Source organism: Microcystis sp. LE18-22.4A (assembly GCF_027531105.1).
GTDB lineage: Bacteria > Cyanobacteriota > Cyanobacteriia > Cyanobacteriales > Microcystaceae > Microcystis > Microcystis aeruginosa.
Genome location: NZ_JAPZRB010000283.1, coordinates 1 through 15,134 on the forward strand (window position 1 = coordinate 1; position 15,134 = coordinate 15,134).

The window sequence follows — 15,134 nt, forward strand, 5'->3', positions numbered from 1 at the left end:
GTGGTCAATTACCTAATTTTCAGGGAAAAAATCCCTAAATTTTCCCCCCAATCACTCCAATGGTAGGCACTTTTTCAGGGAAAAAAAGTCTAAAAGCCTTATCCAACAAGGTTTTTAGATTTATTCAGCAAACCCTAAATAACGATGGACTCCTATAGGTTAAGTACATAATAACTGTTCAAGGAGAATCATCGGTGATCTCACCTAGTTAAAATCCTGACTCCTAGCGCAAACTTTAAATATTGTTAAAAAAGTAATTTTTTGTATCCCCACTGATTACCATAATGGAAAATTCTGCTAATCTCTATGTTGATGAGGTAACTTATGGAACAGTCAAAGGGTAAATCCTCTCGTCAGCGCGGCGTAATCCTAACCTCTATCGGCTACCAAAAACTGCACCGTGCTAAAGTGAATTGGGAAATAAAACAAAACACTCGCTGCACCTTAGACATTCTTAGCCAACAAACTGGACTGACCGTCAATACTCTCAGTAAAATTTTTAGTCGCTCTGTCGCCGTTGATAAACGTAGTCTGTGGGTCTGCTTTTCTGCCTTTAATCTCGATTTAGACGGTCAAGATTATTTATCCAGTTTTACCCTTGCCTACAAAGACCGCCAATTGTCACATTGGGGGATAAATATGAACTGTTAAAAAGAAGGTGACAGCTAATAAAGGCGTTCAATCGTATCCAAAAGTTAGTTTGGGTCTAGGTTTTAAAAATCCCAGAAAAGAAGATTCATATCTGAAATCAGCAACGCCTCAAATTTAATTTGACTGGAATGTATAAGACCCATTTCCCCACACAGATCGATAGAGAGCTTTTCTCATAAAGATGAAGTATAAGCTAATTCGGTATCGACGATCGACTCCTACCTGACCATTAAGATAACTGTTATCAGTAATTATGGGAAAATAAATCCCCATATCTTATTTCCTCGTGGCACAATAGAGACAAAGTATAAAAAACTTAACAATAAGGAGGGGTTCGATGGTTGCTACACCAGTCAAAACAAAACGTCTCACCGTGCAGGTGGCCGATCTCACCGCAGACACTACCGCTATTCGTTCCCTCGATTGGGATCGCGATCGCTTCGATATTGAATTCGGATTACAAAACGGTACGACTTATAACTCCTATCTGATTCGTGGGGAAAAAATCGCCCTTGTGGATACCTCTCACGAAAAATTCCGTCAACTATATTTTGATAGTCTCAACGGATTAATTAACCCCCAAGAAATCGATTATTTAATTATCAGTCATACCGAACCCGATCACAGTGGGTTAGTCAGAGATATATTGCAACTCGCTCCCAATATTACCGTCGTTGGGTCGAAAGTAGCAATTCAGTTTTTAGAGAATTTAGTTCATCATCCCTTTCAACGTCAACTGGTCAAAAATGGCGATCAGTTAGACCTAGGCAACGGTCACATTCTCGAATTCGTTAATGCTCCTAATTTACACTGGCCTGATACTATTTTTACCTACGATCACGGTTCGGGAATTTTATTTACCTGTGATGCCTTCGGAATGCACTACTGTTCCGATGATCTCTACGATGAGCAATTAAGTGCTATTGAACCGGATTATCGTTTCTATTATGAATGTTTAATGGCTCCTAATGCTCGTTCCGTACTAGCGGCGATGAAACGGATGGAACCCCTAGGTAATATTAATCTCGTGGCTAATGGTCATGGACCGTTATTAAAACATAATGTTACTGAATTATTGACCCATTATCGTGATTGGAGTCAGGCACAAACTAAGGCAGAAAAAACCGTTGCAGTTTTCTATGTTTCCGATTATGGTTATAGCGATCGCCTCTGTCAATCTATTGCCAAAGGTATTACTAAAACCGGTGTGGCCGTAGAAACTCTAGACCTGAAATCCGCCGATCCCCAAGAGGTAAAAGAATTAGCTTCTTCCGCGGTGGGAATCGTCATCGGTACTCCCCCCGTTTCTGGTATTCATGCCCAAGAAATTACGGGGAATCTAGGCACAATTCTCGCCTCGGTTAACCCCAAACAATACCTCGGAATGTTTGAATCTCAAGGGGATGATGATGAACCGATTTTACCTCTATTTAATAAGTTTCGTGAAGTTGGCTTAACCAAAGCTTTCGATCCCATTCGTAGCACAGAAACTCCTAACGAGAGTCTCTATCAACGCTGTGAAGAAGCGGGGACAGATATGGGACAACTATTAACCCAAGAGGTAAAAGTTAAACAAAGAAAATCCCTCGATACTGACCTCGATAAAGCCATCGGACGCATTAGCGGTGGTTTATATATTATTACCACCAAGAAAGGAGACAGAAGCGGGGCAATGGTCGCTTCTTGGGTGACTCAAGCAAGTTTTGATCCTCCCGGTTTTACCGTTGCTGTGGCCAAAGATCGGGCGATCGAGTCTTTACTGCAAGTGGGGGATCAATTCATTTTAAATATTCTGGAAGAAGGCAATTATCAAACCCTGATGAAACACTTTTTAAAACGTTTCGGACCGGGGGAAGATCGTTTTGCAGGAGTCAATACTCGCACCGCTAATAATGGTTCGCCGATTTTAGCCGATGCTCTCGCTTATTTAGAATGTGAGGTAGTTAGTCGCATGGAATGTGCTGACCACTGGATTGTTTACAATAAAGTCGCCGATGGTCGCGTTTCTAAACCTGATAGTTTAACGGCTGTTCACCATCGCAAAGTCGGTAATTATTATTAGGATTCTTGCTTGATTTGACTGGTTGAGAAAATACAGATCAAGATGCTTACTCTCAGCTTTTGAGATGGTTTAACCTCTCAACCAGTTAGTCATACTAAATCCGTTAAGTATAGGCTACATATCAGGATAGGCAATAGGCAATAGGCAAAAGGAGCAATAGATAATCAGTTTTTAATAACCGGATTTAGTAGCACATCTGATCACTGATTACTTACCCACTGATAACTGATAACTGAGACTAAATCCGTTGATTATAGGCTACATATCAGGATAGCCGAACGGCAAAATGGGAATAGATAATCAGTCTTTAATAACCGAATTTAGTACCAGACGCTTCATGAACTGGAAGTAAAAAAATTGTAGGGTTAATTCATGAATTAACCCTACACATCGTTTCCATTCAGGCGCTTCACAAATTGGAAGCAAGTTTCAAACATTGTTGGATTTGCTAATCGTGCCTAAGTTTCCATTCAGACGCTTCAGGAATTGGGTAGAGTCATAAACTCTAGTTAACAAAAGTCCAGCGTCCTTCCACCTGACCGTCAAGGAGTTGATGAGTACTTAAATATTCTTCAAGAACACCTTGGCTTGAAGTAGTAACAACTTTAGCGTTAGCTATTTCTTCAGGCGTGAGATTCAAACTCTTCAGCGAATTTTGATAATGATAATCTTGCACGCAGATTACATATAAACGATCAGCCTCTACAGGTTGTTCATTAATACTGAAAGATTCAATTGCTTTCTTAGTATTGTTATAAACTACTCGAACACCTTTGCTGATTTGATAACATTGACTTTCCCCAGGCTTTCTGTTTTCTGGGCGCAGAAAATGGGTAAATACCTTTGTCAGTTGCGCTCCAGTAACTTTAATTTTATAAAGAGAACCATCATACGGATAAACCTTCTTAAGATCTTCAAGAGTGACCACAGGCCCTAATTCTTTACCTCGTATGGAACCACTACCGACAAGCACGACATCAATCGTATCTATTTCTAAGAAGATATCAGCGATTAAATTACCTAACTCAGTTTCTTGTTCGCGCACGGGATGAGTCAATTGACGATTTAAACGGCTAACAATACGATTGTACTTGCGATCTACTTGTTCTTTGTAGGTATTGATAAAATTTTGCAAATCTACGTCAGGACTAGCTACCTGATCATTAATAGGAATAAGCTCCCATTTCCATTCGACAATGCTGTTCGTATCGTCGTCTACTGTAATATCGAAACGTCCGATCTGATCAGTCCCAACGGCGGCCTGGGTGATTAAAATGTTGTTTACTTGGGCAGGCTGTTCTAAAAGTGTATGAGAATGTCCACCAATGATCATGTCCACCCCCCACTCAGGGTCTAACATAGCCGCTAACTTTTGATCCTCTTCAAAACCAATGTGAGTTAGGAGAATTGTCAAATCAATATCTTCATTTTTGTAGGTATTACAGATCTTACCAACTTCAGCCGCTGCATCTTCTAGTCCAACAAATGTACCAATGCTTTTGTCCAGCTTTAAGGCACTAAGAACCTCTTCGGTGACAATACCAATGAACATAACATCAAATCCATCTACATTGAGGATGATATAGGGGTTCATCAACCTTTTACCGTACTTTTTAATGTACAAGTTGGCATTAACAATAGGAAAGTTTGCCATTTTTTCTAAGAAGAGCAAATGAGGAAAGCCATAGTCTAATTCGTGGTTTCCTAAAGTCACTACATTAGGTGCTAGGTAATTCATGATTTCCATGGTTGATAAGCCTTTAAATTCGGTATCAATCATCGAACCTTGAAGCATATCACCTGAAATAACATAAAGTGTATTTTTTTCCGTTTGACGCACTTGATTGATATAACCAGAAAGCAATGATAACCCGCCGATCAAACCACCTTGTCCAGTTTTAGCCTCCGCTAAAAAGTCGCCGTGCATATCATTGGAATGTAAAATCGTAAACTTTTTGAGTTTTGTTGTAGTTTCAACCATGAGCCTCTCCAGTAGTTTGAGTTGATTAAATGAAAGAGATAGTTTGATTTGGGTACTGCGAACGGTTTAAAGCTTGGCTTTCTGAATACCGTCAGAAGCTTGGTTTGTGATTTCTTCTAGCCGATCCAGAAAAAGTTCAGCTTTTAGCAGTTTAGGCTCTTCGGTTTGTGTTATGCAATGGAGGGGGGTTATAAAGGATAAAACCCTTACACAGAAAGACATTGCTTCGATTTATGCCCCCTGATGGAATCATGCCAAGTAACGAAGAGCCACAGCCCATAATATAGCATGACTTGCGCCAATGTAAAAACAGGGTGAGAGCATCACTGAGGAGTTCGGGATAGTGACAGTATTCACACTGAAACCTAGCGCGTTGTCGAACAATATGGTGGAGCGATTTAGGAATGACCATTTACTCTGGCGGCAATGACAGCGTTGATGTAGCTGAAAATTTGGTCGAGTTCGCCAATCGCTTCTAGCTCAAGGACTTCCTCCGGGGTGAGATCATCAGCTTTTTTCTTGTCAAGAAGCGTCTGCATCTGATCGCCCAGTTCATCTGTAAATTTGAATAGGGTGAGATTATTAATCTGTTGTACCCGCAATCCTTTGGGAATCAGGCTAGAGGGTTTGACAAGAACGCTCATGGTTGTAGCTGAACGTAAAGATTTTTCGATCCTAACAAATAGTTCCCGTGAAATATCGGCAATAGATTAACAAAAAGGCACTCAGCGTCCTTGTGTTTAGCCTCTTCTAGGAGGAAATAGCTAGATCGCCGCTAGGGTAGGGGTGGGGTTTTCCCGCTAGGACAATCCCCACCCCTACGTTAGGGGCATTATCCGAGAAATATTGTAGCGGACGGATGTTGTTTGGGTATGTTTCCATTCAGAGGCTTCACTAATTGGAAGTAAAAAAATTGTAGGGTTAATTCATGAATTAACCCTACACATTGTTTCCATTCACACGCTTCACGAATTAGAAGCAAGCTCGCCTGGGAATTTTTTTTAATTGACTCGATCGACGTTTTCATTATATGTGTTGTCGCAGCCAGGTAACTTTCGTTTTTCCATCCAGACGCTTCACGAATTGGAAGCAAGTTGAAGCGACGACACGCAATCAAACTTTGACCTTCGAGGTGTTTCCATTCATACGCTTCACGAATTGGAAGCAAGTATAGCCCAGAATTTCAACGGACTTAGCCAACAAATGAGTGGTTTCCATTCATACGCTTCACGAATTGGAAGCAAGAAGCTAGTTTTTGCACACTAGATAAGCTAAAGCTGGAATCGTTTCCATTCATACGCTTCACGAATTGGAAGCAAGACTAGCTTGGCAAAACTAAGCTGTGCAAGGATTGTACAGCAATTTTTCGTGGGATACTGAAAAATAAGCCATAATTAATAATAATTTTCAATAGTCACCTCGGTCATGAGGCTCAAAGCCTTACTGGACAAGGCATCGACGCACCTCAACGAAAACTCTAGATTTTCAGCCATTGTGTCTAACCCGCGAAAAATGTTGATAACTGATAAGGGACTTGCGCTTTGATAATGTACCATTTATGGCTTGTCTGATTCTTCTACAGAGCGACTGTCTGGCTGGGATATTATTCCTACGCAGGTCCCTAACTGATAACTGTTCCTATGGACTAACACCCGCAGATTTAAGGGCTTTTTCCATCAAAATTACATGGGTACTGCTTTCCTGTCCCTGGTTGGCAGCACGACGCTGAATATAACTGCCGTCGGATTGTAATTCCCATGCTTGCCGGTTATCTGACAACATAATGCCGAGAATTTCTTCCAGTTCCTTGGCGATCGCTGGTTCATCGATGGGTGTCACTGCTTCCACGCGACGAGTCAGGTTCCGCGTCATCCAATCGGCGCTACCAATATAAACCTCCTCCTGACCATCATTGTAAAAGTAAAAAATGCGGGAATGTTCCAAAAAGCGGCCGATAATGCTAATTACTCGGATATTTTCGCTTATTTCTGGCAATCCGGGCCGTAAACAACAGATGCCGCGAATAATTAAGTCAATCTGCACACCGGCACGAGAAGCGGCGTATAAAGCTTCTATAATCGGTTTATCGACAATAGAGTTCATTTTTGCGACAATGCGCCCCGTACCGCCATTTTTACAGTTTTTGGCCTCGCGATCGATCATTGCTAACATCCGTTTTCGCAAACTCACCGGAGCAATTAAAAGTTTGCGGTAGGATTGCTGACGGGAGTATCCGGTCAGAAAGTTAAATAAATCGGTGATATCTGCCCCCAAATCCTCGCGACAGCTAAGTAAACCCAAATCAGTGTATAATTTAGCTGTTTTTGGGTTATAGTTACCCGTGCCAATATGGAAATAACGACGGATTTTATCCCCTTCCTTTCTGACCACGAGAACCACTTTCGTATGGGTTTTTAGACCAACTAAGCCATAAACAACGTGAACTCCGGCTTGTTCGAGCTTTTTCGCCCAAGTAATGTTATTTTCCTCATCAAAGCGAGCTTTTAGTTCCACTAACGCCGCTACCTGTTTACCATTTTCTGCGGCTGCAATCAGGGAATTGACAATCGGGGAATCCCCGGAAGTACGATACAAAGTCATTTTAATCGCTAAAACATGGGCATCATGGGCAGCCTGGGCGATAAACTGTTGTACTGAGGCACTAAAGGAATGGTAAGGGTGATGAACGAGAATATCGTTATTGCGAATTAAAGTAAAAATATCTTCGCCATCCTGTTCTAGGATACCGTCTTCGTTACCGTCAACTATTTCTCGCAATCCCTGTAAAACCTGTGGAGTGACGGGATTCCAAGGGGGATCTTTCAGTTCGGGACAGGGTAAAGACATAAAATAAAATAAATCTTTGTGTCCCAGCAGTCCATCCACATCGTAAACATCGATCTCCTCAAGTCCGAGATCGCGCATGATCCGGTTTTTAATATTGCTAGGGGTAGAACTGTGAATTTCCAGACGTACTGCCGATTTACCGATGCGGCGCTTGCGTACTTCTTCCTCGATCGCTAATAATAAATCATCGGCCTCATCTTCTTCGACGGAGATATCGGCGTTGCGCGTCACCCGAAAAGGATAACATTCTTGAATGATCATGCTGGGGAAAAGTGCCTCTAAATTGTGCATTACCACCTGTTCAAGGGGTACTCCCGTCCAAATCGAAGCTTTTCCGTCTTGGTGGCGTAATTCCTTGGGTAATGCCAGAAAACGGGGGAAAACCTGCGGTACTTTCACCCTGGCAAATAGTTCTTTATCGGTGTCGGGATCGCGGACGACTACGGCTAAATTGAGACTAAGATTAGAAATATAGGGAAAAGGATGACTAGGATCCACCGCTAGGGGAGTTAAAACGGGGAAAATATTTTGTTCAAAGTAATCATGGAGATAATTGCGCTGTTCTTGATGTAAATCTACATAGTTAATCAGATGAATTCCCTGTTCTACTAAGAGGTTTTTCAGGGTGTGTTCAAAAAGATGATCCTGCTGTTGCACAAGGGGACGCAGACGTTTACTTATCTCGGTTAGCTGTTCTGAGGCAGTCCTGCCATCGGCACTTAAAACGGCTACATTTGCCTCTACCTGTTGTTTAAGAACTGCCACCCGTACCATAAAAAATTCGTCGAGATTGGCACAAAAAATGGCGGTAAATTTTAATCTTTCCAGTAGGGGAGTCCGAGGATCAAGTGCCTCATAAAGCACGCGATGATTAAATTCTAACCAGCTTAATTCTCGGTTAAAGTAATATTGCGAATCTTTAAGATCGATTTCGGAAGTTACGCTAGGAGCTTTAGCCATAGAGTCTAATACCTAAATAATAGATTAAACAGTTAGTAAGAAGCCACTTAAGCCTAAATTTGACTATTTTGGGCGTTTTTTTAGGCTACACTGCCCCAGATTAACCAAAGTTACCCCGATTATCTTGGATGCTAATCCTACTGATTCTAGCCTGACCGGGGAAAAAATCAATTTATTAAAAGGTTAAGAAATCAATCCCAACAGATCAAGGTTAAATTAATCTTTCAGTGAAATTAGAGTGCCAGTAAGAACAATAGGCATAATTTGCTGAGAATATCGTCTTTAAAGCCTTGCTTTGATTATAACACAAAGTCGAGCCGATTTGTTAAATATATCATCTCAAACTTAAGGCAATAAGCCAAATCAGAATATTTGATAAGGATGATGATTAGATTGCCAATTGACCATTAGTGTATATAGGGCTTGCGGCAAAAAGTACGGGCGAAGCATTCGGGCAATAACCTATCGGTGAAACCGTAGATTTTCTATCCGAATGCTTCGCCCCTACAGGACGCGGGCTGATGAAGTGCCTACATTTCACATTTATTCAGCAAGCCCTAATTAATTCGTCAATATTTATTGACAGCTTCTCTTTGTCAATCAACTTACCAAACTTTAATCCTTAAAACTTTAAATCCAACTTATTTTTCTTAAAGTCCAGAAAACGGGTTTCTCAAAGAAAACGGGTTTCTAAATAGGCGTTTGCCGAAAACGGGTTTCTCAAAGAAAACGGGTTTCTAAATAGTTTCTCGAAGAAACCCGTTTTCTAGGTGACTTAGAAGGAGAGCTTAGACACTTAGATAAAGAAATTACCCACTGGAATGCTCCCTAAAGCTGGCAAAGTACCAGTAAATCCAGTCATATTTATTAATAAATCATTGCTGGATTGGAAGCCAGCCGTGCTATCATTAATAACGAGGTAAGTTCCAGCTATTGCACCAGTTGTTACTTGCACTAAGGCGGCACTATTAACCCCTAATTCTTGATTACCTGTAGTGGCTCCATTGGCATCAGTAAATACTTGATTGATTAAATTCTGTAAAGTGGTGACAGTGCTATCAGCAGCGCGACTGAAACTACTAGGCGCATTCATGGCAGTTCCACCTTGAGTTAATAAGTCGATTTTATCACTATTGATGGCAAAATCTGTGATACGATCGCTGGCGGATACGGTGGATTGACCAAATTGGAAGATGAAAGTATCTGCACCTAAACCACCGGTTAAATTATCAATTCCCGCACCTCCATTGATTTGATTAATACCACTATTTCCGGTGATTTTATTGTTACCAGCGTTACCTGTACCATTAACATTATTACTGCTAATTAGTCTGAGGTTTTCCACATTGTTGGGTAAGGTGCGAGTGAGACTGGTTTGCCAAGTATCAGTAATGATAACTTCTCCTATTCCTCCTTCGGGATTGATGGTAGCATTAACCGGATTGGAGAGGGTTACTGTAAAGGCTTCATCAGGTTCATTGAGGATGGGAATGCTAATAGTAGCGGTGGAAGTATTCGCCGCAATGGTGAGGGTTCCTGTCCGGCTAGTGTAATCTACATTGGCGGTAGCATCAATGGGTCCAGTGGTATAGTTGAAGCTAATTGGTTGTGAATTGGGGTTATTGACAGTGACGGTGAGGATGGCATGATTATCTTTACCTTCGACCACGGTGATGTCATTGATGGAGAGTTGGAAAAAGTCGTCATTCGTAATTGTCCCAGTCACTGCGGTAGTTGTCCCAACTGTATAACCTGTCCCCGCAGCGAGAGTTAAAGCAACAGTTTCATTACTTTCTACTGTTGTATCAGCAGTGGGGTCAACAGTTACGGTAGCAGTATCTGAACCGGCAGCGAAATTCACTGTCCCTGTTGCACTGGTGAAAGTTGCTGCACCGGTTTGAGTGTAATCTGTGCTAAATGTCGCTGTTCCCCCAACTGTATAATTTACTGTCAAAGCATTTGTTGTTACTCCTGTACGGGTGAAGGTATAGACTAAGTTAGTTGTCCCGTCTTCATTGACACTACTGGGAGAAACCGCTAGGGTGACATTGGTATCATCATTGGTAATTGTCCCAGTCACTGCGGTAGTTGTCCCAACTGTATAACCTGTCCCAGAAGCAAGAGTTAAAGCAACAGTTTCATTACTTTCTACTGTGGTATCAGCAGTGGGGTCAACAGTTACGGTAGCAGTCGCTGAACCAGCAACGAAATTCACTGTCCCTGTTGCACTGGTGAAAGTTGCTGCACCGGTTTGAGTGTAATCTGTGCTAAAAGTAGCTGTCCCCCCGACTGTATAGTTAACCGTTAAAGCATCAGTTGTTACTCCGCTACGGGTGAAGGTATAGGCCATATTAGCTGTCCCGTCTTCACTAACACTACTGGGAGAAATAGAAAGAGTAACACTTGTTGCCACAGTGGTAAACTCACTCACATCGATGATTTGCAGTCCTGAACTGCCATCAGCTACATAAGCATAGTTGCCGACTATTTGTACATCATTAGCATAGCCAGAAGTATTATGACTGCCCTTGAGAGTGGGATTTGTCGGGTTGCTGATGTCGATGATTTGCAGTCCTGAACTGCCATCAGCTACATAAGCATAGTTCCCCACTATTTGTACATCTTCAGCACTGCCAGAAGTATCATAATTACCCTTGAGAGTGGGGTTTGTGGGGTTGCTGATGTCGATGATTTGCAGTCCTGAATACCCATCAGCCACATAAGCATACTTACCGACTACTTGTACACCTAAAGCATCGCCAGAAGTATCATAATTACTCTTGAAAGTGGGATTTGTTGGGTTGCTGATGTCGATGATTTGCAGTCCTGAATCATAATCAGCGACATAAGCGTAGTTACCGACTATTTGTACATCCCAAGCATAGCCAGAAGTATTATAATTACCCTTAAAGGTGGGGTTTGTCGGGTTGCTGATGTCGATGATTTGCAGTCCTCCTCCTGCGATATAAGCATAGTTACCGACTATTTGTATATCGTTACCCGGAAAACCATAATTTGCCCCAAGAGTCGGTTTACTGGGGTTACTAATATTAATAATGTCCAGTTCCGAATTTCCTACAACATAAGCATAGTTGCCGACTACTTGTACACCATTAGCCACTACATCAAAAGTATCAAAATCATCGAGATCAACACCACCCTTGTAATTGGGGTTTGTCGGGTTGCTGATGTCGATGATGTCCAGTCGTCCAGGAAACGAACTAGCACTCCCACCCTCATAGTCTGGAAAAGGAAAAGGAATGAATACCTCTCCGCTACTGACAATATAAGCATAGTTGCCGACTACTTGTATATCACCGCCGGGATAACCGAACCCTGGCGACGACGGAGACCAATAATCAGATTCGCCTTTAAGGGTGGGATTTGTCGGGTCGCTGATGTCGATGATTTGCAGTAAAAATTTATCAGCTACATAAGCGTAGTTACCGACTACTTGTACAAGAAACTTTGGGTAAGTATCATAATTGCCAATGAGAGTGGGGCTAGTGGGGGTGCTGATGTCGATGATTTGCAGTCCTGAAAATCCTACTACATAAGCATAGTTACCGACTATTTGTATATCTTCACCACCAAAATTATAACTTTCCTTAAAAGTCGGGTTACTGGGGTTACTAACATCAATAATCCCCAGTTTATCCCCCAATACATAAGCATAGTTACCGACTACTGCTACAGCACCGACACTGTATAATAAATTATCCCATTCTCCTACTAATGCTAGGGTAGTAATTGTTCCCGTAACTGCGGTAGTCGTACCTACTGCATAACCCGTACCCGAAGCAAGAGTTAAAGCAACGGTTTCGTCACTTTCAACTGTTGTATCAGGAGTGGGGTCAACGGTTACAGTGACTTTCGCTGAACCAGCAGCGAAAGTCACTGTCCCTGTTGTACTGGTAAAACTCGCTGCACCAGTTTGGGTGTAATCTGTACTAAAAGTAGCTGTCCCCCCGACTGTATAATTGACTGTCAAAGCATTCGTTGTGGAACCGCTACGAGTGAAGGTGTAAACCAAGTTGGTTGTCCCGTGTTCGGTAACACTACTGGGAGAAACCGCAAGAGTGACACTAGCATCATCATTGGTAATTGTTCCAGTAACTGCGGTGGTCGTACCTACTGTATAACCAGTCCCAGAAGCAAGAGTTAAGCTGACGGTTTCGTCGTCTTCAACTGTAGTATCAGCAGTCGGATCAATTGTTACGGTAGCAGTGGTAGAATTAGCGGCGAAAGTCACTGTCCCTGTGGTTGTTGTATAACTGGCTGCACCAGTTTGGCTGTAATCTGTGCTAAATGTCGCTGTCCCCCCGACTGTATAGTTGACGGTTAAAGGATTAGTGGTTACACCGGTACGGGTGAAGGAGTAGGACATATTAGCTGTCCCGTCTTCATCAACACTGCTGGGAGAAATAGAAAGAGTAACAGTTTGTGGACTGGTAAACTCACTCACATCGATGATTTGCAGTCCTGAACTGCCATCAGCCACATAAGCATAGTTACCCACTACTTGTACATCCAAAGCAACGCTGGGAGTATCATAATTACCCTTGAGAGTGGGATTTGTCGGGTTGCTAATGTCGATGATTTGCAGTCCTTTATCATAATCAGCTACATAAGCATAGTTACCGACTATTTGTACACCAGTAGCCGCGCCAGAAGTATTGTAATTACCCTTGAGAGTGGGGTTTGTCGGGTTGCTGATGTCGATTATTTGCAGTCCTAAACCATCAGCAGCTAGATAAGCATAGTTACCGACTATTTGTACATCCTCAGCACGGCCAGAAAAAGTACCCTTGAGAGTGGGGTTTGTCGGGTTGCTAATGTCGATGATTTGCAGTCCTGACTGATAATCAGCTACATAAGCATAGTTACCGACTACTTGTACACCTAAAGCATCGCCAGAAGGATCATAATTACCCTTGAGAGTGGGATTTGTCGGGTTGCTGATGTTGATGATTTGCAGTCCTGAATACCCATCAGCTACATAAGCATAGTTCCCCACTCTTTGTACATCCCTAGCATTGCCAGAAGTATCATAATTACCCTTGAAGGTGGGGTTTGTCGGGTTGCTGATGTCGATAATGTGCAGTCCTGAACCTCCATCAGCTACATAAGCATAGTTACCGACTACTTGTACATCTTGGTCTATATAAACACCAGGAGTTAGATAACCAGAAGGAATATCATAACTTCCCTTAAAAATCGGGTTACTGGGGTTACTAATATCAATAATCTCCAGGGTGTCCCCCACAGCATAAGCATAATTACCAACTACTGTCACCCCATAGGCATAGCTTAATCTATCCCATACTCCTACTAATGTGGGTGCAAATACTCCGGGATAAGTGTTGAGTATATCCGGCTGAAAAACCCCAGATGTCTGCAAATCCGACAAATCTAAGGTTTCAATAAAGGTTTGATTCTCTCCCTTTATCGCCTGGAAACTCACCTCTAACTCCCAACTTCCTCCCAAGGCTGCATTTCCTACCCGTCTGCTGGAAGCCGCTATTTTTGCCCCAGTAATTTGGGACAATTTATTAATAAACTCTGTCCCGGCATCTCCCGCCGCGACCTGACAACCGTACAGTAGGATATGATTAATCTTTGCCCAATTCTGTAACTGTTGGCGGTAATCGTAAATATTTGTTAAATTGAGTTGACAATTCCCTAAATATAAGCATCCCGGCGCACCATGAGAAACCAGGTGAATGGTGGTAATCTGGGGATTTTGTTGTAAAAAAGCGGTGATTTGCTCGATTCCGTCTTGATTGGGAGAGAGGATAACGGTGGCGACTTCTGGAATTACTCCAGCTTGGAGGGTTTGATAATCGGTAACACCAGCATCGAGGAAAACTACGGTAGCGGTTAAACGCTGATTTCTCGCACTATTCACCCGATTAGCTTGACTCAAGCCATCAGATTGAGCGAAATTGAACAAAACATCGTCAACAGCAGGAAGGAGGGGCAAAAGAGGGGTAGTCATGACAGTAACAGCAAAAGTTTATTGCTAACAATTTTAGCATAACAATGGCCAATTTTTCAAGACACCTGTAACAGAAATTAACATTTATTACAAGAAAACGGGTTTCTCAAAGAAACCCGTTTTCTAGATATTGGGTTGTTCTAGGATTGGATTCTTGCCAAAGACTGCTTAAATTCTGCGAGAGAATTAGCGGTAGCTGCTAATTTTAGTAGCTCTTCTAAGATAGTAGAGTTAGTCATTTTGCCTATTATCTCTTCAATTTCTGAAGAAATCTGTCCAAACCGCACGGTTAAAACTGTTTTTATGGCATCGCGGCTTTTTTCTAGCACCCCAATTTCCTTACCAATTTCCTTACCGCGTTCCATTCCTCGTAACTCCCCAATTTCCTTGCCTATTTCCTTACCGCGTTCGATTCCTCGTAACTCCATATTACTCATTAAAGGCATGGTTCTTTCCTCCTCAAATTGTTTGATTTTACTCTCTAAGCTTGACTGTAATTCAGGGGATAAAGTCATCATATTGTCGATGATTTCAAACAGTTTAATTATCTGTTCTCTCTCGAACTCCTTTTCATACAATCCCCTGATTAACTTCCACTTCCACTGTTCCCGTTGTGGCAGCTTCCCAGTAGTCGC

General features: G+C 42.1%; 8 protein-coding genes. 2 read left to right on the plus strand and 6 right to left on the minus strand.

Annotated elements, in window-relative coordinates; all coding sequences use genetic code 11:
• The first annotated feature begins 324 nt into the window (after positions 1–324).
• Positions 325–651: a hypothetical protein gene (locus O9295_RS13125; RefSeq protein WP_288033244.1), complete on the plus strand. Its 327-nt coding sequence runs from the start codon at positions 325–327 to the stop codon at positions 649–651.
• A 337-nt stretch (positions 652–988) separates the two neighbouring features.
• Positions 989–2,713: a diflavin flavoprotein gene (locus O9295_RS13130; protein ID WP_288033246.1), complete on the plus strand. Its 1,725-nt coding sequence runs from the start codon at positions 989–991 to the stop codon at positions 2,711–2,713.
• 505 nt (positions 2,714–3,218) lie between these two features.
• Here the strand turns inward: O9295_RS13130 and O9295_RS13135 are convergent.
• The 6 genes from O9295_RS13135 to O9295_RS13160 form a co-directional block, all read right to left on the minus strand.
• The gene (locus tag O9295_RS13135; protein WP_002762888.1) at positions 3,219–4,694 is read right to left on the minus strand and encodes a bifunctional metallophosphatase/5'-nucleotidase; all 1,476 of its coding nucleotides are present in this window, start codon (positions 4,692–4,694) and stop codon (positions 3,219–3,221) included.
• A gap of 398 nt (positions 4,695–5,092) precedes the next feature.
• Positions 5,093–5,338, minus strand: coding sequence for a hypothetical protein (locus O9295_RS13140; RefSeq protein ID WP_002797524.1), 246 nt, complete (start codon positions 5,336–5,338; stop codon positions 5,093–5,095).
• 106 nt (positions 5,339–5,444) lie between these two features.
• Positions 5,445–5,576, minus strand: coding sequence for a hypothetical protein (locus O9295_RS13145; RefSeq protein WP_256378258.1), 132 nt, complete (start codon positions 5,574–5,576; stop codon positions 5,445–5,447).
• Between the two features lie 756 nt (positions 5,577–6,332).
• Positions 6,333–8,501 (minus strand): polyphosphate kinase 1, encoded by a 2,169-nt coding sequence (gene ppk1 / locus O9295_RS13150; protein WP_288033248.1) that lies wholly within the window; start codon positions 8,499–8,501, stop codon positions 6,333–6,335.
• 796 nt (positions 8,502–9,297) lie between these two features.
• Positions 9,298–14,499 carry a DUF4347 domain-containing protein gene (locus tag O9295_RS13155; protein WP_288033250.1) on the minus strand — a complete coding sequence of 1,734 codons (5,202 nt, stop codon included), beginning with the start codon at positions 14,497–14,499 and terminating at the stop codon, positions 9,298–9,300.
• A gap of 140 nt (positions 14,500–14,639) precedes the next feature.
• A partial coding sequence (locus O9295_RS13160) for a hypothetical protein (RefSeq protein WP_288033251.1) occupies positions 14,640–15,134 on the minus strand: 495 nt, incomplete at its 5' end.